General features: G+C 68.5%; 13 protein-coding genes and 3 pseudogenes. 7 read left to right on the forward strand and 9 right to left on the reverse strand.

The genetic code is table 11. From position 1 onward, the window contains the following. Positions 1-2,264, reverse strand: a 2,264-nt coding sequence (locus AB0I73_RS33175; RefSeq protein ID WP_363043688.1) for a tetratricopeptide repeat protein, incomplete at its 3' end; no start/stop codon positions are given. A gap of 542 nt (positions 2,265-2,806) precedes the next feature. Here AB0I73_RS33175 and AB0I73_RS33180 point away from each other — a divergent pair. After that, positions 2,807-3,361: an XRE family transcriptional regulator gene (locus AB0I73_RS33180; RefSeq protein ID WP_363043662.1), complete on the forward strand. Its 555-nt coding sequence runs from the start codon at positions 2,807-2,809 to the stop codon at positions 3,359-3,361. A gap of 15 nt (positions 3,362-3,376) precedes the next feature. Here AB0I73_RS33180 and AB0I73_RS33185 read toward each other — a convergent pair whose 3' ends face one another. Then, complete coding sequence (locus tag AB0I73_RS33185; RefSeq protein ID WP_363043664.1) at positions 3,377-3,610, reverse strand: hypothetical protein; 234 nt, start codon at positions 3,608-3,610, stop codon at positions 3,377-3,379. 431 nt (positions 3,611-4,041) lie between these two features. Further along, the gene (locus AB0I73_RS33190; protein ID WP_363043666.1) at positions 4,042-4,200 is read right to left on the reverse strand and encodes a hypothetical protein; all 159 of its coding nucleotides are present in this window, start codon (positions 4,198-4,200) and stop codon (positions 4,042-4,044) included. Between the two features lie 440 nt (positions 4,201-4,640). Between AB0I73_RS33190 and AB0I73_RS33195 the strand changes: the two genes are divergently transcribed. Then, positions 4,641-5,102: a hypothetical protein gene (locus tag AB0I73_RS33195; RefSeq protein ID WP_363043668.1), complete on the forward strand. Its 462-nt coding sequence runs from the start codon at positions 4,641-4,643 to the stop codon at positions 5,100-5,102. Between the two features lie 128 nt (positions 5,103-5,230). Here AB0I73_RS33195 and AB0I73_RS33200 read toward each other — a convergent pair. After that, positions 5,231-5,401: pseudogene (locus AB0I73_RS33200) on the reverse strand (IS6 family transposase); the annotation flags it as partial. A 28-nt stretch (positions 5,402-5,429) separates the two neighbouring features. Beyond that, positions 5,430-5,692: pseudogene (locus AB0I73_RS33205) on the reverse strand (ISAzo13 family transposase); the annotation flags it as partial. Positions 5,693-5,749: 57 nt separating this feature from the next. Between AB0I73_RS33205 and AB0I73_RS33210 the strand changes: the two are divergent. The 4 genes and pseudogenes from AB0I73_RS33210 to AB0I73_RS33225 all read left to right on the forward strand — a co-directional run. Further along, a pseudogene (locus AB0I73_RS33210) lies at positions 5,750-5,923 on the forward strand (IS6 family transposase); the annotation flags it as partial. 278 nt (positions 5,924-6,201) lie between these two features. Continuing rightward, positions 6,202-6,831, forward strand: a complete 630-nt coding sequence (locus AB0I73_RS33215; protein ID WP_363043670.1) for a hypothetical protein — start codon at positions 6,202-6,204, stop codon at positions 6,829-6,831. 759 nt (positions 6,832-7,590) lie between these two features. Next, the gene (locus tag AB0I73_RS33220) at positions 7,591-9,714 is read left to right on the forward strand and encodes a DUF4132 domain-containing protein (RefSeq protein ID WP_363043672.1); all 2,124 of its coding nucleotides are present in this window, start codon (positions 7,591-7,593) and stop codon (positions 9,712-9,714) included. 423 nt (positions 9,715-10,137) lie between these two features. After that, positions 10,138-10,749 carry a hypothetical protein gene (locus tag AB0I73_RS33225; RefSeq protein WP_363043674.1) on the forward strand — a complete coding sequence of 204 codons (612 nt, stop codon included), beginning with the start codon at positions 10,138-10,140 and terminating at the stop codon, positions 10,747-10,749. Between the two features lie 109 nt (positions 10,750-10,858). Here the strand turns inward: AB0I73_RS33225 and AB0I73_RS33230 are convergent, their stop codons facing one another. Next, positions 10,859-11,512, reverse strand: a complete 654-nt coding sequence (locus AB0I73_RS33230; protein ID WP_363043676.1) for a helix-turn-helix domain-containing protein — start codon at positions 11,510-11,512, stop codon at positions 10,859-10,861. 116 nt (positions 11,513-11,628) lie between these two features. On the opposite strand from AB0I73_RS33230, the gene AB0I73_RS33235 reads away from it, so the two are divergent. Continuing rightward, the gene (locus tag AB0I73_RS33235; protein ID WP_363043690.1) at positions 11,629-12,639 is read left to right on the forward strand and encodes a hypothetical protein; all 1,011 of its coding nucleotides are present in this window, start codon (positions 11,629-11,631) and stop codon (positions 12,637-12,639) included. Between the two features lie 336 nt (positions 12,640-12,975). On the opposite strand, the gene AB0I73_RS33240 is transcribed toward AB0I73_RS33235, so the two are convergent. The 3 genes from AB0I73_RS33240 to AB0I73_RS33250 form a co-directional block, all read right to left on the reverse strand. Beyond that, positions 12,976-13,518, reverse strand: a complete 543-nt coding sequence (locus AB0I73_RS33240) for an adenylate kinase (RefSeq protein WP_363043678.1) — start codon at positions 13,516-13,518, stop codon at positions 12,976-12,978. Between the two features lie 1,607 nt (positions 13,519-15,125). Then, complete coding sequence (locus AB0I73_RS33245) at positions 15,126-17,792, reverse strand: Helicase associated domain protein (protein ID WP_363043680.1); 2,667 nt, start codon at positions 17,790-17,792, stop codon at positions 15,126-15,128. A gap of 43 nt (positions 17,793-17,835) precedes the next feature. Continuing rightward, entirely contained in the window at positions 17,836-18,369 is a 534-nt protein-coding gene (locus AB0I73_RS33250; protein WP_363043682.1) for a hypothetical protein, read from the reverse strand. Between the last annotated feature and the right edge of the window lie 370 nt (positions 18,370-18,739).

The raw sequence follows: 18,739 nt of genomic DNA on the forward strand, positions 1-18,739 counted from the left end.
GTGAGTGTGGAGTCGAGTTCGAGTGCGGCGGTGAGGTCGGTGACGGCCTGGTCGTAGTGGCCGGCCTGGCGGTGTGCCTGGCCGCGGGAGCCGAGGGCCCAGGCGTAGGTGGGATCGATGTCGAGTGCGGCGGTCAGGTCGGCGACGGCCTGGTCGTAGTGGCTGGCCTGGCGGTGTGCTTCTCCCCGGTCGGCGAGGGCCCAGGTGAGTGTGGAGTCGAGTTCGAGTGCGGCGGTGAGGTCGGTGACGGCCTGGTCGTAGTGGCCGGCCTGGCGGTGTGCCTGGCCGCGGGAGCCGAGGACCCAGGCGTCGCTGGGGTCGAGTTCGAGTGCGGCGGTGAAGTCGGTGACGGCTTGGTCGTAGTGGCCGGCCTGCTGGTGTGCGTGACCGCGGTAGCCGAGGGCCCAGGTGAATGTGGGATCGATGTCGAGTGCGGCGGTCAGGTCGGTGACGGCTTGGTCGTAGTGGCCGGCCTGTTGGTGTGCCTGGCCGCGGTAGCCGAGGGCCCAGGCGTAGGTGGGATCGATGTCGAGTGCGGCGGTCAGGTCGGTGACGGCTTGGTCGTAGTGGCCGGCCTGTTGGTGTGCCTGGCCGCGGGAGGCGAGGGCCCAGGCGAGTGTGGGGTCGAGTTCGAGTGCGGTGGTGAGGTCGGTGACGGCCTGCTCGTGGTGGCCGAGCCAGCGGTGGGTTTCCCCGCGACGGGCCCGGGCATGGGCGTTGCGGGCGTCGTGCGCGAGGGCGCGGTCCAACTCGATGAGGGCCTCCTCGTCCCGGTCGGAGAGGTAGAGGCGCCGGCCGCGGTAGGTGTGGGCCCAGCTTCGGGCCGCCGTGCCGAGTGGGCCGTGGGCCAGCAGACCAGCGAGGCAGGCAAGGACGGGTTCGTCACCGGCGAGAGCGTCCCGCAGGCGTATGGACCAGGCGAGCAGAGCGGCGTCCGCGGTGTCCTGGGCGGCCTGTTCCAGGGCCTCGACCCACTGTCGCAGCACCGCGGTGTCCTGGCCCGCGGCATGCACCACCTGTTCCAGAGCGGGCGTCAGCTGCGTTGCCGGATGCGCGCACAGCCGGTGGTACGTCTCATCCAGACGATGCCGGCGCCACGCAGCGTCTTTCCACCGCTTGGCCTCGGGGAGCTGTTCCTCGACCGCGATACGCCAGGCGGCATGCGTGTTTGCCAACCGCAGATGTGCCGCGGCCCAGCTCTGCGGGGAGTGGGTGCGCTGCTGCCTAACCAGGCTGGCGCGCACCACCGCGTGGTAGTGCTTGAAGCCGCCGCGGCCGCCGACGAACGGCTGCCCGCACAGCCACTCCCACCACCCCTCCGCCCCAGGCCCGGCCGCGGCGGCGAACACGTCCTCGTTCAGCTGCAGCGGCAGCGCACACGCCCGCACCGCCTCACGCTGCTCCGGGTCCGTGATCCACTGCACGAACCGCTCCACCGCCACGTCCGCGAGGTCGCCGCCCGCGTCCACCTCCTCCACGGTGTGGGGGCGGGCCAGGGCGAGGAGCTCCACCAGCAGCGGCAGCCCCATCGACAGCCGCAGCACCGCCTCCACCACCCCTGGATCACTCACGCCCCGCGCGGTCAGCAGCGCCCGCGTCTCGGCCGCGGTGAAGACCTCCAACGGCACGTCCGCGACCTGCGCCCGCAGCGGCGCCCACTCCCGCTCGGCGAGTTCGTCCCGGCCGGCCAACACCACCATGACGTTCGCCGGCACCGCACCGAACTCCTCCGCCAGCAGACGCAGCAGCCACCCGTCCAGGTACCGAGCCGTCTGCTCCCACGTGTCGAAGAACAGCACCACCCATTGATGGCGCCGGCACAACCGCTCCAGTTCGGCGACGAAAGCCCGGCTCACCCCCGCCTCATCACCCCCGGCCCCGCGCCGCCGGGCACGCGCCTGGGACGCCGACCGCAGCCGGTCCAGCCCCTGGGCCGCCACGTCCGGATCCGCCATCGCCGTGAGGACACCGGCCCCCGGAAGCAGCGACGCCGCCCCCAACGCGGCCTGCGTCACCACCCGGCTCGACACCGACGCCTGGTCCTCCACCGGCACCGGCTCCCCCTGCGCCGCCTGCTCCCGGTGGAACTGCTCGACCGCCCTGTCGAACTCCTTGCACGGACCGGCCTGCTCCGCCAGCTGCCTCGCCAGCTCGACCAGCGCCTGCTGCACCCCGTGGACGTCGTTCTCGTCCACCACCGCCGTCACCGCATCCGCCCGCCGGGCCGCCTCCTGCCACTGCCGCAGCAGCGTGGACTTCCCCACCCCACCCACACCCCGCACATGGAACAAAAACTCCGCCGGATCCTCCTCCGACAGCGGATCCCTCGACAGGTTCTCCGTGAACAGCGCCAACTGCGCCCGCCGGCCCACAAACCGCGCCTTCGCACGCTGCCGGATCAGCGCACCCCGCGACAGACCCCGATTCCCCGACCCCGCCATTCCCGCACCCCCGTCACTTCGCCTGCCTCGTCCCCGAGCCAGGCCGCACACCCGCCCGAAGCTTCTCGCCTCAGACACAGGTCATCAGTGTCCGATCCGGGCCTGCCGTTTGTCAGCCAAGCGCAACAGACCGCACCCGCACGGTGGTCGGGGCGCGTCCGGTGACGGATGCGCCCCTGTTGTCATGCGGTACGCGATCTGCCCATGCCCATTCCGTGCCCAGCTGCGCCAGCGCGGCCGCTGTTCCGCGGTGTGCCCCGGACGCCGCCGTGCGGCCCGTTCCGCCCCGCGCCGGGCACCTGCCCCGGTCTGGCTGTAGACGCCGCACCGCGGCCCCACAGCCGATCATGGAAAAGAGGCCCCCGATGGGCATTGTCGGAGACGGCCTCAACCGCGCCGTGCAGCAGGCGTTCACCCGCCCCATACCGAAGTCGGCCGGCGCGCAGATGCGTTACCTGGTCAAGCAGCTCAAGGGCACCCGCGCCGTCGCCGACCTGCTCGGCGTCACCCAGCGCACCGTGGAGCGCTACGTCAAGGACCAGATCCGCCGGCCCCGCCCGGACCTCGCCCGGCGCCTTCAGGACGCGGTCCGCGCCCGGTGGCAGCCCCGCGTCCGCGCCCAGGCCCGCAAGCAGGCAGCCACCACCGGCGGCATCGTCATCGACACCCGGGCCCGGTTCGGCTTCACCGCCGCGCCCGGCACCACCGACGACGCCCGCCTCCGCCGCCTCACCCTCGCCCTGCCCCCGCACCACGCGGCCCGCCTCTTCGCCGCCCAGGACGCCGGCGCCGGCGAACAGCAGCTGCGCGACCTTGCCGCAGAGGCCCTCGGCGAGGTCTACTTCCGCGACGGGGGCCGCCGCGCCCATGGCCTGGAGGTGGAGTTCACCGACGTCGAGCACCTGGAGTTCGACCTGTAGAGCCGGGCTGCGCCCTCAGACCGGGGGAGGCTGCGCAGCTGTGCATTCGGCTGTGGGTGGCCGCGGATCACCGCCGGGGCCGGCGCCCAGGGCGCGGCGACCGGTGGCCGGGCGCGTGGGCATCGGGTCGCCGGCGGCCGGGGTGGCGGGCAGGCGTTCAGCGGCGAGTGGGGCGCGTGGCGCGGGCGGCAGCTCCGCTTCGGTGGTGGTGCGGGTCGGTCCGGTGCCCAGCGGGCGGCGGTCGATCATGCCGGATTCTCGCCCGGCGCGCGTTGTTCTTCCTCACCGGGATCGCCGTGGGCGGCGGGCCCCGGGCGCGCGGGTCGGGTGCATGCGAGGCGGTGAACTCCGTTGGGCACCAGGCGGTGGTCCGGGCGGCGGCGCTGCCCGGACCGGAGCAGGGCGCCGGAGGCCCGGCGGAACCGGGCCGGTACCGCCCAAAGGGGTCTCCGAGGAAAGTAGTCGGCGCGGCCGGCACCCCTTGACCGAGCCTGTGACGTGCAGGTTCTCCTTGCAGGATGAGACTGCCGAGGTGCCTTGTAGAGTGTCCTGCCCGCTGGCTCCCGATCGTTACCGCGCCGTGCCGCCCACCCGGCCAATGCGCCTACAGGTGAAGCATCCCCGTAGGCCTGGCACGCGCCTGAACACGCGTGACGTTGACCGGTACGCCGACTACCGGCTCACTCCGAGGCATGCTCCACGATCAGTCGGCGGCACTGCCGCGCGCGATCGGCCACCCCATCTCCCACTGCAGCCAGCTCTGCCAGGTAGGCCAGCGCCTCCGTAATCTCCTCGTGATCCGGATCCGCGGAGAGGAACTCCTCGGTCGCCTCTGCCACACCGCTTTCCGGTTCGACGGCGACAGATGCCGCGCGTCCCTCACCAGATCGCTCACACCCCACCAACGACCCAGAACCTGAACCGTTTCGGATCAATATGGCCAGCGCTTACGAGACACCCCACATCCCGAAGCCGTTTCTTGATCAGGTAAATAAGGAGGTACCGAGAGAGGACTGTGATGACGCTCAGTAGAGGCATACAGCGAAGGCCGACCGCCTGCACCACCCGCCCGGGTTTCGGGAAGGGGGTAGCCGTTCTTGGCTTGGCCTTGCTTCTCACCGGTTGCGGGGGCAGTCAGCCAACCGGACAGAAGACCTCGGCAGACGCAGTGCCCTCCTCCTCCCCTGCTCCCTGCTCACGTGTCGAGCTCTACTACCAGGCCGGGATGCTCCAGATCACGGACGTCTGGCCACACTTCGGTTCAGCGCGGGAGACGACGATGTTCGTCGAACTGGACGCAAAGGCGTGCACCTCCGGCTCGAAGACTGCCAAAGCTCCGGCCAACTCCTGCGAGCCGGCGAACTTCCCTTGGACTACGTCAGAGGCGTCCGCCGACCGGGAGCTGGCGGGCGCCGGTGTTCGTGCTCGGGGTGATGTCACCCTCACCGTGGAGGGCCAGACGATCCATGAGGTGGTGCTGGCCCCGTCCCCCGCTGAGAAGTACCACTCGATCGAGGCTGCTTATCGGGACCACCTCCAGGGCTGCAAAGCGCAAGTAGTGGACAGCCGCGAGGGAAAGTCCGACTGGTTCCGCCTTGCCAGCACAACCGATCAACTCCTGGTGAGCTTCAAAGATGGCGTCGTCATCGCCTTGCGAGCGGAACGCTCTCACTGGAGTGACGAGCAAATGGGCGAGTTGATGCACACGGCGGAGTGGCGCAGCGAGAAGTTCGTGAAATGAGCGATGCCAGTGCTGCCGCGCGCTGTCGGGGTGGGGCTTGAGCTACTGAGGGCGCTGTCACGTTGTTGGGTGCCTGGGTCTCTGACGGCGCGTCGGGGCGTGGTGGGGGCCGGGTTTCAGGCCGGTACTCAGGCCTCAGCGGGCTGGTCGGCGGCGCTGGTGACCTGGTCCCAGATGGCGAAGCGGGTGGTCATCTCGGCGCGATAGTGAGCGGCAGTCATCCGGTGGCGGCGTGGCCGGAAGTGGGGGGAGATGCCGCTGAACGCGGACAGAAACCGCTGCGCCCCGCCGAGGGCTTGTAAAGAATCAACATGGTGATTCTTTAACCTGGAGGCGGTAGCAGTTCTCCTGTAGCAGCCGACCTGCGGTGGGCGCCGACACGGGATGCCCCTGCCCGGTGAGTTCCTCGCCAAGTGCCGCAGCGACTTGTCGTCCAGCGCAGCGGCGACATCGGATCTCTTCGCTTGTCCGGCTCGACCAGCGCCGGCCCGGACGGAACGAGCAGCGGGTCCAGGTCCTCGGCACTCTTGCGTCCACTGCCGGCCCGGCAGACCCTGGCCATCCGACAACGGATCCTCGCCGCCCTCCAGCCGGCATGCGCATAGCGCGTCAACGAAGCGGAAACTGCAAAGCAACGTGTCTTTTCTTTCCAAGCCCTCGGCGCAGCGCAGCGGTTCCTGTCCGCGTTCAGCGGCATCTCACCGCACTTCCGGCCCCACCGCCACCTGATGACCACCTTGGACCACCGCGCCGAGATGACCATCCGCTTCGCGATCTGGGACCAGATCACCGGCGCTGCCAACCTGCCCACCACGGCCTGACCCCAGGCCCGGGCTGCGGGCCCACCACGCCCCAACGCGCCATCAGACAGCCACGCACCCAATAACGTGATAACGCCCGGACGACCTTTCCCCGGCATGACCAACCAGAAGACCACTCCACCCGGTCAGGCGACGTGACGGTGCCCTCAGGCGTTGCATGCGGCGGGTCCTCGTGCCCGGCGGCGGGAACCATCCGGCCGGAACGACTCGTCACTGATCACGACCGCCCCTCGAAGCGGCGGGGGGCACCATGAGTGAAGCAACAACGGGGGGATCTGATGAAGCGCGCATCTGCGGCAAGAACGGGCCTGACGGCCGTGGCGGTGGTGGCGATGCTGACGGTCAGCGGCTGCCGGGAGGACGCCACGGGCCTCCCCGACCCCGACGCCTCTCCGAGCGGGCGGGTCTCCGAATCCGCGTCGCCGACGCCTTCGGCGGAGCAAAGCGGTCCGCGCACCCTGGTGGACGCTCCCCGCGCGGGCGGCCTGGACAAGCTGACGGGGGACCGGGCCCTGACGGACGCCCCGGTCGACCCGGGCGAGATGCGGGACGGCATGACGCTGGTCATCGGCAACTACGGGGACCCGGGCGGGCAGGGTGCGCCGGTGCTGTTCGAGGGCGTCGACCACGTACCCGAGGACACCGGCAAGCGCCGTGAGCACCTGTTCCGGGGCATGATCGAGTACATCCGGTGGGACCCGGAACTGGGGCAGCCCGAGGCGCAGCCGGTGGAGCCCGGACCGCTCGGCGGCTCGGTGGAGTGCCTGCTCGCCTCGCTGAGCGAGGAGGGCCACGTCATCTGCGGGTGGGCCGACGAGGGCACGGCAGCCGTCGCGCTTTTCGAGGACAGCACGCTCGCCGAAGCGGGAAAGCTCTTCGTCGAGATGCGCGGGGACCTGGAGCGCTGACCGGCCGGCGAGCGAGAACAAGGCCGCAGCCCCGCTTTCCTTTCGCGAGCCTGCGCGTGACGAAGGGCCCGTCACACCGTGCTGTCCGTCCTGGCTTTGCCCACGAGAAGGTTCGACAACACCGGGCCCTCCTGGCCCTGGGCGAGTGCGTTCACCACCTGCTGACACCGGCTCACCAACCTCCCGGCCGTCACCTGACGGTCGGTCCCCGCCCCGACGAAGAGCAGAACGGAGCAGTCAAGCACCACCCCGGGAGACGTGGAACCCCGGCTCAGCCGCAGCGTCACGCGACGGCCCCACCCGCGATCACGCGGGACAAACGGGGCGAACCGTCGAGTCGATCAGCGATCGACACCCGCTGACGAATCGAGGTCGGCTGTTGTCAGAGGCGGGGTTTATAGTCTCCGCCATGATGAATAGGACGGCTTTTACCGATAGTGGGGAGCCGTGTGGGCGTGCGCTGACGCATGCTCGGGAACGGCTAACGCTGGGGGAGGTTCTCCGGCGCAGGGTATTCGAGGAAGTCCGTCAGTATGGCGCGAGTGTGCTTACCGGCGTAGGGGAAAGTGCGCGGCAGTCAGGCACCGAGGGGTCTGGGGATCCGCAATATGCTTTCGAGTTGACGCTGGAGACTTTCAGGTGGCAGGGGTTCGTTGTCCCGGTGGGTGATCGTCAGGTTGAGGACCTGAACGAGGGATTGGTCGTGTCGCCGGATTCGGAGATTACGTTCCTGCAGCTTGTTCCTCTGGCGGGTGACTGATGGCTGCACCGCAGGTCCCGGACAGGCTGGAAGTGATTTCTGGGTTGGCTGTCGAGGAGAATACGTACCGCCTGGCACAGGAACTGATGGATGCTGCGGTTCATGGAGGGCTTGACGCCCCCCGGCAGCTTGCCGAGGTGCTGCTTTCGTTGTCGGATTTTAACGCCGCGAAACTGGCCAATGACATGGTCCATCTTTATCGGGCCACGGTGATGCAGCAGTGGGTCCGCTACGGCTGGTCCGAGCTGGACTGCCAGGGGCACAAGCATTCACTGTGGGGCCGTATGCTGCAGCTGAAGGAACTGCTGATCAGCGGTCTTCCGAGCTGCCGGTCTCTGGCAGGACGTCTGCAGGAAATAGATGAAATTGGCCGGAATTTCGTGCTGGACACTCCCCATGAATATGAGCTCTGGCGGATTGTCGAGAAGGATCGCGAGCTGGCGGCAGGCGCGATGCCTTCCATTTCGTTCACTGCAACACTTCGCCGCACTCTTCGCCCCGATGGCTGGAAGTCGCAAGGAATCGCGAGCCTGAGCCAGGACCAGGTCAATCATCTAGTCCTTAACCCGGGGGAGGCTTGGGCTGACCGGGTACTCGCCGAGCTTCCCGGTCTGCACGAGAGGTGGCCGCTGCTGCTTCAGCATGCGCTGACGGCGACCGCCGTACGACCGACCGCTGACTGGAACAAAAAGGCCCAGGCCGGCATTGACGAGATCGGTCCGGAGACGGTGCGGGCCACGGTCGTCTCCTGGCTTGGCCTGGTCGACCAGCCGCGCTCGGTTCCGCTTGTCTACGACAACAAGCACACCTTCCCCGGCATGCTTGATCCGTACAACGCGGTGGCCGTGCAAGGCATGGTCTGGCTGCTCGCGCTCATCCCGGAGAGCGCCGATTCCGCACGGGTCCTGGGCCACCTGGTGGAGTTCTGCCTGCGCAAGATCCCAGGGCTGGGAGCACGGCACACCAAGGTGGCGAATGCCGCCATCCACACCCTTTCCGCACTCGAAGGAGAGGCATCCTTGAGTGAACTGGCGCGGCTTTCTGCGCGTCTGACTTCCAAGGCCACGCTGAAACTCGTCAACACGGCCCTGGAATCCCGAGCCAAGGCCATGGGCACAACCCGGGAGGAGATCGAGGAACTCGCCCTTCCCAGCTACGGGCTCACCAGCGTTGGCCACGGCGAACACACTCTGGGCGACACCACCGCCCTCATCTCAGTGTCCGACGGCAAAGCCTCCCTGGCGTGGCGCAACAAGACCGGCCGGACTACGAAGACCGTGCCGGCTACGGTACGGCGTGACCACGCCGACGACGTCAAAGCGCTCAAAGCATCAGCCAAAGACATCGACAGAATGCTGGCCGCTCAGACCAGCCGGCTGGAACGCCTCTTCCTCTCACGCCGCACATGGACCCTGGCCACATGGCGCGACCGCTACGCCAACCACCCACTGCTCGGCACCCTCACCCGGCGCCTGCTGTGGAACATCGACGGCCAACTCTGCGGATACGCCGACGGCCAATGGCGCACCCTCGACAACAACTTGCCCCAGGCCGCACCAGACACACATGTTGAACTGTGGCACCCCATCACCCACGACGCCGACGACGTCGTCGCAGGGCAGGCCTGGCTGCAACAGCACGGCATCACTCAGCCCTTCAAGCAGGCACACCGCGAGGTGTACCGCCTCACCGACGCCGAGCGGCAGACACGCAACTACTCCAACCGGTTCGCCGCCCACATCCTGCGCCAGCACCAGTTCAACGCCCTCGCCGCCACGCGAAGCTGGCGCAACAAGCTCCGCATGAGCGTCGACGACGACTACCCTCCCGCCACCATCGAGCTGCCCGCATGGGGACTACGCGGCGAATACTGGGTCGAAGGCATCGACGGCGACATCGGAGAATCGGGAAGCTTCCTGACCATCCGCACCGACCAGGTCCGCTTCTACCCCCTCGACGCGCCACCGAACTACGCCCATGCCAGCGGCGGCGCCTATGCAATGCACCCCGAACACGTCGAACCGCTCCCCCTGGAACAGATCCCCGACCTGGTCCTCAGCGAGGTCTTCCGCGACGTTGACCTCTTCGTCGGCGTGGCAAGCATCGGAAACGACCCCGCCTGACAGGACGGCGGACCCGAAGGACGCTTCCAGCACTACTGGAACGCCTACGCCTCCGGCGACCTCTCCCACACGGGGGTGTGTGTCAATTTAACGGCCCTGTCTCATATCCGGTGGTTACGGTAAGTAGTTTCCGTGGCCGGTAGTAAGACTCTCAGGTCAGCACGGGGGACACGACCGTCGGTACCGCTCCTGTCCCGCTCGATGGCGCGTCTGCGACTGCTCGCCTTGGAGCTCGGACCAGGCGCATTAGCGATGACGTTCTGTCACCACCGGATGGGAGACAGGGCCGTTAAATTGACACACCCGGTTTCGCCCCTGTCATGAGACGAGAGATCAGGAACGTCAGTACTGTTCACCGGGCGGTATACGCGCAGGTTGCGCACTGACACGAAGGTAAGAGATCCCACCGGAAGGAACATCGAAATGACTACCGAAGAAACAAGGATATGGGCGGCAAGGTGGCTAGGGGACCGCGAAGTGCCCCCGGAGTTTCTCCGCATGTCCGCCATTCAGGCGGCCCGGGAAAAGCATGACACCGAGCTCAAGGATATTGAGTCGGCCCGCCCCGCGGAACTCGACGGCGCAGGCTGCGCTGACCCACTGGAGTACCTGGGTGTAACGATCATCGGACCAGGTAACTGGAAACCCGATGCTCCACATCAGGCGTATTCTTACTTCGACGAGGAACGGAACGCAGATTACCCGGCCATGCGCGGGGTGTTGAGCCATATTCTGCCGGTTGCCGGAGTTGATTGGGGGCTTGACCTGGTGTACGGATACTGGCTGTATCCGGGCGAGGCCTGGCCGCCGCCGGTTGTTCTTCTGGACAGCGAAGGCAGCATGGAGCCGGATAGCCGGACTCTTACTGACACCCTGATGTCCTACGCTTTCAAAAATTTTGAGGAAGAGGCTCCACTGATCGGGCAATGGCTGACCAGAATCGGCATCCCCGTCTCGGCCCGCTCGGCCGCAGATATACCTACCCCTGTGATCGCCAAGGAACCCGACGCCCTCTACATGGAACTTGACACCTAGTACTCCAGTCGTACATCGCTACCTGACGCAGCGTCATCTACGTTGAACCGGCTGACCCGGATGGTGACGGCCGAGTGCATCGGTATGTTCCGGATCAGTTGGGTTGCCTTCACGGCTGGGCGCGTCGCTCGGCGGCGTCGAACGCGGGTGCGAGCGGGGCCAGTGCCGCGCGGAGTTGGTCGGGCAGTGAGCCGGAGGGCACGACCAGTCCTCCGGCGCCGAAACTCCCGGCGGCCCCCGCGTTCCCGGCCGGCCGGAGCCAGCCTTCCAGCGCGATGCGAACCGCCGCGGCCACGCTTGCCGCGAGAACGCGGGCTGTGTGCGCTCCGGCGTCATCCAGGCGTTCGGCGAGCACCGCGGTGAGAGGGGGCTCGATGCCGGCGGTGGTATCGAGGAACGCGTCGCGCAGCGCGGGCCGGCTGGTGATCAGCAGCAGCGCCTCGTGTTCGCGTTCACCGGTGTTCGTGTACTGCTCGACCACTGCTTCGGTGACGGCGTCAGCCAGGCGCACTCCTGCGGGCCGGGCCGCGACCGCCGCCGCGATCCGCGCCTCCCGGTCCGCGGTGACAGCGGAGACGATCGCCTGCTCGCGGCTGGCGAAGTAGTTGTTGTAGGTGCGCGGCGAGACCCCGGCCGCCTCGGCGATGTCCTCGACCCGCACCTGATCCGGTCCGCGCTCCACGGCCAGGCGCAGGGCCGCCTCGCGCAGCGCCTCGCGCGTGGCCTGCTTCTTCCGCTCCCGCAGCCCTGGTGGTGTCGTCACGGTGTCAGCGTTCCACACAGGGCTGCGTGCACGCAAAATTGCGTGCACGCACTTTCCCTGTCAGTCTCGACCCGCCCGAGACCGACAGAGAGGACGGCACCGTGCGAGCAAGAGGAATGACCTACGACACCGGATTCGTCGTGCACGGTCAGATATCCCGCGAGCACTTCGACCCTGCGGTGGTCCGGCGTGAGCTCGCCATCATCCGCGACGACCTGCACTGCAACGCGGTCCAGATCATCGGTGGTGACCCGGACCGACTGGAGCTGGCCGCCGGTGTTGCCGCCGAGCTCGGCCTGGAGGTCTGGTTCTCGCCCTATCCGCTGGAGCTGGATCCGGAGCAGATCCTCACGCTCTTCCGCGACTGCGCCGAGCGAGCGGAACGGCTCCGGCAGCAGGGGGCCCCAGTCGTGTTCGTCGCAGGGGTCGAGCTGAGCGTGATGAACCGCGGGTTCCTGCCCGGACGGAGCCCCGAGGAGCGGGTCGAGCAGCTGATGAGCCGACCCGAGCGGCGGGCCGAAGCGATGCGCGAGCTCGGCGTGCGCATCAACGCGTTCCTTTGCGACGCCGCGGCCACGGTCCGCGAGCGCTTCCAGGGCAGGCTCACCTACGCATCCATCCAGTTCGAGCAGGTCGACTGGACTCCCTTCGACATCGTGACGTTCGAGCTGATCCGCTCCGCCGAGGTCGCCGACCGGTTCCGGGACGCGGTGCGCACCCTGGCCCAGGGCCCGAAGCCGCTCGCCATCACCGGGTTCGGCACCGCGGCCTACCGCGGCGCGGGAGACCGCGGTGGGCGGGTGCTGGAAGTGGTCGAGTACGACCCACAGACCAGGGCCCCTGTGCGGCTGACCGGCATATACGAGCGTGACGAGGCCGGCCAGGCCGCATATCTGAGCGAACTGCTGGAGATCTTCGAGACCGAGGGCGTGGACAGCGCGTTCGTGTTCTTGTTCGCCTTGCCTGGCTACCCGCACCGCCCGGACGGCGACCCCAGGGATGACTTGGACCGGGCCGGCCTGGGCATCGTCAAACTTCTCGAAGGGCGCCGGGGGCAGACCTACCCCGACCTGGAATGGGAACCCAAGGCCGCCTTCGCGGCAGTGGCGCAGCGGTATCGGAGGTGACAGGTTCCGCGCACGGTGACCACGGCTCGGGATCTGCACTGCGGCGTACGTCCCCTGCGCGTAGGGAGAACCTGGGGCCTGAATGCGATCTCTCGGTTTCGGGACAGTGGGGTCTGGGTGTGTTGATGCTGGTCGGTGGCGGTTTAGGGGCGTGGGGCCACTGTCATGAGGGTGAGAGATCCGTGGGTATCGCTGTCGTGGGGGCGTTATTGCGTGAGGGGTGATGCTGTCTCAGTTCCGTGAGTTCTGATCCGCTGGCCGGCGAGTGATTGGTGTGCTCGGGGTGTGGATGAGGGAGAACAGAGACGGCCTCGAGCGGGCTGTGCAGTGTCCGGGTCACCGTCCGGTGAGCTGCCGGGTGAGCCACGCGTTTGCCTGACGTCCGCTGCGGAGCCGCACGACGTGGACGCCCAGAGCGGCCGTCTCGGCGACCTGCCGGGCGTAACGGGGGCGGTTGTTGCGGTACTTGCGGATGGCGGTGCGCAGCAAGGAACGCCGGCCGAAGAACGCGCGGTTCCAGGTGAGCCGCCGGGCCTGCGCGCTCGTGTCCAGGCCGACGAGCTGGCACAGGCTCCGGTAGACGATCCGACGCACGACCAGGAGCAGCGAGAGGTCGAGCCAGACCAGCACATCGGCCCGGTGCCAGACCACGTCCGCCAGTTTCGAGTAATTCCCTTCGACGACCCATGATTCCCCGCGCGTGATCCGGTCGGCCTCACCGCGGAATTCATCGAGCGGGAGAGCCCCGTCGCCGGTGAACAGGATCTCGTCCAGGTCGGTATGGGGGAGACCCAGCGAATCGGACAGTTTCTTCGCGATCGTCGTTTTCCCGCTCGCAGGGGGACCGAATAGGGCGATCTTCTTCACCAGGATTCCCATCCGTCCCTCCGAGCCGGTCCAAGCACGCAACGGACGTGAATTATCCCTGATCTTGAAGAGCCTTCCCCTCCTTTTTCAGAAACCGAATCCTCCTGCGCGTGCCCCTTCCGGAGCCCTGTCGCCTCCGCACCGAACCGACGGCCCGGCGAGGCCGGCCGGCAGATACACGGGGCGCACCGAGCGGGCGCAGACCGGGTCAGGGCGGTGCGCACTCGGTCCCGGCCCCACGGCACCGGTGCGCGCCCGCCACGACACAGCCTCCTCACCGCCGCGATGCTCCCGGGGCGGCCGATCCCGCCCTGCCGCCGACCACGACCAGGCCACCGGGCAGCGCCAGGGAATCCCACCGCCGGGATGTCCGGCGGTGCGCGGGCGATGGTGGGCCGGGGCGCGCTATGGCAGTGTGAGTGGGTGTGCTGATAGCAGCAGGTGAGCGTCAGCAGCGTGGAGCGCTGGCTGCCTGGTGGCAGGGCGTGTATGCGGGGCGGTCTGCTGTCGTGAGGTGACCAGGTGGCTGCTGCCGTCCGGTCGCCATCGGGTTAGCCGGCTGTCGCGGAGGCGGCTACTCACACCCACGGGCCACCCCCTCCACCATGATCAACCCGAAGATCATCCCACCCGGCCAGCCAACGTGACAGTGCCCGAAGAGCGCACCCTGACCGCTATGGTGACTGACCATGTCACCGATAGCCCGCACCTTGCAGATCGCCCTGATGCTCTCCGGCTTTGCCCTACTCGCCTATGCCGCCCTATGGGACATGGACGACGCCACAGGGTGGCAGTGCCGGGCCACGAAAATAGGACAGGAACCGGTGCAGATCTGCGGCACCGAGGACGGCCTGCACACTCCGATCCTCCTCGGTATGGCCGGGATCGCTCTAGAGATCGCGGGTGTTTCCGTCGTGGTGGGGGCCCGCAAGGGACGCTCGGTCGAGGCTTCGCCGTCAGCCGTCCCGGCCTCGTTCGCACCAACGCCCCTTGGTGCGGCGCCCTTCGGCTCAGCGCCCTTCGGCTCAGCGCCCTTCGGCTCAGCGCCCTTCGGGTCAGGGCAAACACCCCCTGCCCCCGCTGCTCCACCCAACCCGTGGCCTTCCCAGGTGCCTCCACAGACTGGGCCCGGACAGCACTGACGGAAGCCGCTACGCCGGAGGCCTGCTCGGCGACCGGCGGCGGGCGCCTACTCCGGAGCCGCACCGCCGGGAACCGGGGCGAGGACCGGTGTGACTGAGCGCTTCATCCGGCGATCGTTGCGTAGACCGACCGTCACCCATGTGCGATCTCTCGGTTTCGGGACAGTGGGATGAGAGACAGCGGACCTGGGTGTGTTGTTGCTGTTCGGTAGTGGTTTCGGGGCGTGGGGTTACTGTCCTGGACGTGAGAGATCCGTGGGGCATCGCTGTCGTGGTGGTGTTATCCCATGACGGGTGACGCTGTCTCAGTTTTGTGAGTTCTTATCCGCTAGCCGGTGGGTGGTTGGTGTGCTCGGAGCGTGGATCAGGAGGAGCAGCGCCGGGTGTCGGCAGGGTCGGGCAGAGGCAGGACAGCACCGGCCAGCGTCGGCTACAGAGCCCGGGGAGGGTACCGACGACAGGGCCCGCTGCCACCGGCTACGCCCACCCCACCCCCAACTCCGCCAGTGCGCCGAGCTGCTCCGCCGTGAGCTTCTCCCGCCGCTGCTTGGTGTTGGAGACCCATACGCCCAGTTTCACGGTCGCCGGCTCCGTCTCGCCGTCGAGCGTGATCTGTTCGCTGTGCCCTCTTGGTACCGGCCGGTGGCCTTCCCGTTCGACCCACTGTGTGAGGACTGTCAGGCCCCGCTGGAACGCCTGCTGTGCCTTGCTCGGGTTCTTCGCCGTGCGGGCGGCCGCCGGGGCGGGAGGCGGTGCTTGGTCGGGCTGTACGCCCAGCTTCGACAGCCGTTCCTGCTGCTCGTCGGCCAGCTGCTTCCAGGTGCCGGGCTGCTTCTGCCGTTGAAGCCACTTGCCCAGGTCGTCGCCCTCGAACAGCACGCCCGGCTCGATGGTCGGCAGGCTGCCGTCAGCGTCGACCAGGTCCGCGAGCACGCGGTGGTGGCGTTGCCAGTCCAGTGGCCAGGGGCAGTCCCAGTCCGGGTCGATCGCCGCCAGCTGCTGCGCGCGTACCGCGGCCCGCTCCGGGTCCTTCCCGAGGCCGCCCTTGCGGCGGAGGTTGGCGATGTGCTGCCCGATGGGCACGGGCTGGCCGCCGGCGGGGTCGTCCCAGACGGCGTTCTGGCGGGGTGCGAGGTGCCCGGTGGCGCGCCGGTAGGACCGGAAGACGGCGAGCTTGTTCTCCCAAGCCTCTTCGCCCGGCTCCCAGACCATGCCGGCCTCCGGCAGGTCGAGCAGGGTCTTGCGCCGGTCCTCCAGCTCGCCGGCCCGCAGGGCTTTGCGCTGCTGGTGCACCCACCTGCCCAGCGGGAAGTCCTTCGTGACGCCGACCTCGGTCTCAACGTCATAGGGGACAGCGTGCAGGCCGGTGATCTCGTTCTCCGCCCGCCAGCGCAGCAGGGCTTGGTAGCCCTCCAGCCACACCAGGGACTCGGGCCGGTACACCCGTGTGCGCAGGAACGCGGCGATGGTCGCCGCGTCCCGGGGAGAAGAGAAGCGCAGCAGCGCCGACTCGACCGCACTGTCGGTGTCGTCCTGCTCCTGGTCCTCGCTGCCATCCTCGCCGCCGGCGCCGATGATCCGCCCGTCCTCATCGCGTCGGACGTGCACGGTGCGCTGTCCGCTGGTGAGGGCGCGGGAGGCGAGCTGTTCCACCAGGCGCTCATCGTGCGAGCGCAGGCCCTGGAGGACCGCCACAAGGGGGCGGAACGAGGCGGAGGCGACCATGTCGGTCGGGTCCTCGCCGGGCTCGAGAAAGACGGGCACGATGATCCTGGCGACCTTCGTGGTGCCGTCCCGGTTGAGCCGCAGCGCGCGGCCGATGTTCTGCACGATCTCCACCTGGGAGCCGCGGGTGTCGGCGAAGCACACGGCTTCCACGCCGCGTTCGCCGGTGATGTCCACGCCTTCCCCGAGGACACGGCAGCTCGCCAGGAACGCCCGGTGCACCCGCCGACCCGCAGCGTCGATACCGTTGGCGAACTGCCGGATCACCTCGCGCCGCTCGGCCACGAGGTGGTCGCCGCACAGCCATGCCGACCAGACGCGGTCCGGGGGGACGTGGCGGCCGGCCTCCAGTTCGTAGAAGTCCGCGCCGATCGACGACGCGGGGAGCCGGTCCGCGGCCGCCAGGTCGTCGCCGGAGGCGTCACTGACGTACAGCTCCGCAGCTGTCTGCGGCAGCTTGTCCGCGAACGCGGCGGCCTCCTCCACCTTCTGGTGGAACGTCATGACCGTATGGAGGTTGTACGCGGCCGCGTGCTCCAACAGTGCGGTCTGCAGCAAGGCGAGGCGCCGGCCCCGCTGCGCCTCCTCCGTTTCCCCGGGGACGGGGGAGGGGTCGCGGATCTCCAGGACGTCGATCTCGAATCCGGCGAGGATGCCCCGTTCGATCGCCTCCGACAGGCCGAGCTCGGCCAGCCACGGCCCGTAGGTTTCCGAGTCCTGCCCCATCGACGCGAGCTCCACCTCCTGGCCGTCCTTCCCGCGCTGGGGCCGGGGCGCCGCGAGGATGCGCGGGGTCGCGGTCAGATACAGCCGGAAGTCGGCCGGGATGCGGGCGTTGTCGTGGATCGCGGCCCAGGGCCTGCCAAGATCACCTGCGGTTGAGTGGGCTTCGTCCACGATGGCGAGGTCGAAACCGCTCATTTGCTGCCCGTACAGCCGCTCCCCGCCCGCCAGAGCGGCCTCCAGCGGCCCGCGCACCTTCCGCCGGCCCAAGGGGTCCTCTGGGTCCTCGCGATCTACGAGAGAGGCGTACGTGGCGAACACGACCACCGGCCCCGACCCGGCCCACAGGGCGAGCTGGATCGCGTTGGTGGTGGTGCGCACCCCGAGCCGCTCCAGGACCTCGTCCTTCTCCAGCGAGCACACCGCCACCATCGGCGCCCGGTGGCCCACCAGCCGCCACGCCTGAGCGGTCTGTGCGAGCAGGTCCAGGGTCGGAACGGTCACCAGGATCCGCCCGCCCGGGAAGCACTCCAGCGCGCACGCGGCGGCGGTGATCGTCTTGCCCGATCCGGTCGCGGACACGATCGTGCCCCGGGCCCCCTCCGGCGGCACAGATGACCGTGCAGGAAATCCCACCCACCTCCGAAACGCCGACTTCTGATCGACCTGGTGTTCCCGAAGCCGAATACCCAGCATTCCCACACTCCTCCCCTGCCTTCTTTTCCATTCGCTTCAAAAATCACCAGGACGGCGTGAAGGGCGGGACGGACACCGTGCCGTCCTCGCCCACGACGATCCGCTCGGCAAGCTGGGCCAGGACCTCAGAGGGGCGCAGCCCCGTCCGGCCGGCCACCACCTGGACCAGCCGACTGGACGCGGCGGACAGCCGGACCTCCGCCCGCAGCTCATCGGCTTCCTCCCCCCGCCGTTCCCCCAAGGCGGCCTGTGCCGCAAGAGCACCAGCAAGCCGTTCCTCACGCTCGCGGGCCCACACCGAGCCTTGAGCATCTTGTTCCGGCTCGTACACGCTCCAACCGGCTGCAGTCATCAAGTCCCTGACGCGCCGCCACTCAGCGTGCTGGGCCAGCCAGATGACAGCCAACCGCTCCCGATCCATCTCGAACGCGTAGAAGGAACCGTTCCCCCTCAACTGCTCCGCGGTCTCCCGCTCACGGACAGCGGCCTCCGCGACCTTTTCCGCAACGGCGGCGACGTCCAGGCCACTCGCCTGACGCCGGACCTGATCCCGCGCCACGTCCTGAGCACTCCACATGCGTTTTCCCTTTTCGGAAGCGCGGGCATCTGGACCCGCATCGGGTAGTTGAGGGGTGTCCCGTGTTTCCGCCAAGACTACATGTGCATCAATCTGGAGGAAGCCACTATGCCAGCACCCGACACGAACGCCCCCCACTCTCGCAGCCAGCCCAGCCCGCGAAGCGGGCCCCAACGGTCTTGGAGGCGCAGCCGGAAGGAGCGTCAGTCGGGGAAGCGCAGCGGACCCGACCCTCAGACTGGAGCGCAGCGGAAGCCTGACAGCGGGACGAAGTCCCGCCGCTCCGGGAGCGCAGCGGACGGAGCGTCAACCCCGATGCGCAGCATCGGGGTTGCGCGGGTGGCGCAGCCACCCCCCGGAGGGGCGTCGT

The sequence above is a fragment of the Streptomyces sp. NPDC050388 genome (genome assembly GCF_040655635.1).
Classification (GTDB): Bacteria; Actinomycetota; Actinomycetes; order Streptomycetales; family Streptomycetaceae; genus Streptomyces.

Bases quoted from the DNA above. Each gene is read 5' to 3' on its own strand.
- AB0I73_RS33180 (WP_363043662.1), top strand. From the start codon at position 2,807: ATGGGCATTGTCGGAGACGGCCTCAACCGCGCCGTGCAGCAGGCGTTC.
- AB0I73_RS33185 (WP_363043664.1), bottom strand. From the start codon at position 3,610: ATGATCGACCGCCGCCCGCTGGGCACCGGACCGACCCGCACCACCACC.
- AB0I73_RS33195 (WP_363043668.1), top strand. From the start codon at position 4,641: ATGTTCGTCGAACTGGACGCAAAGGCGTGCACCTCCGGCTCGAAGACT.
- AB0I73_RS33215 (WP_363043670.1), top strand. From the start codon at position 6,202: ATGAAGCGCGCATCTGCGGCAAGAACGGGCCTGACGGCCGTGGCGGTG.
- AB0I73_RS33220 (WP_363043672.1), top strand. From the start codon at position 7,591: ATGGCTGCACCGCAGGTCCCGGACAGGCTGGAAGTGATTTCTGGGTTG.
- AB0I73_RS33225 (WP_363043674.1), top strand. From the start codon at position 10,138: ATGACTACCGAAGAAACAAGGATATGGGCGGCAAGGTGGCTAGGGGAC.
- AB0I73_RS33235 (WP_363043690.1), top strand. From the start codon at position 11,629: ATGACCTACGACACCGGATTCGTCGTGCACGGTCAGATATCCCGCGAG.
- AB0I73_RS33240 (WP_363043678.1), bottom strand. From the start codon at position 13,518: ATGGGAATCCTGGTGAAGAAGATCGCCCTATTCGGTCCCCCTGCGAGC.
- AB0I73_RS33245 (WP_363043680.1), bottom strand. From the start codon at position 17,792: ATGCTGGGTATTCGGCTTCGGGAACACCAGGTCGATCAGAAGTCGGCG.
- AB0I73_RS33250 (WP_363043682.1), bottom strand. From the start codon at position 18,369: ATGTGGAGTGCTCAGGACGTGGCGCGGGATCAGGTCCGGCGTCAGGCG.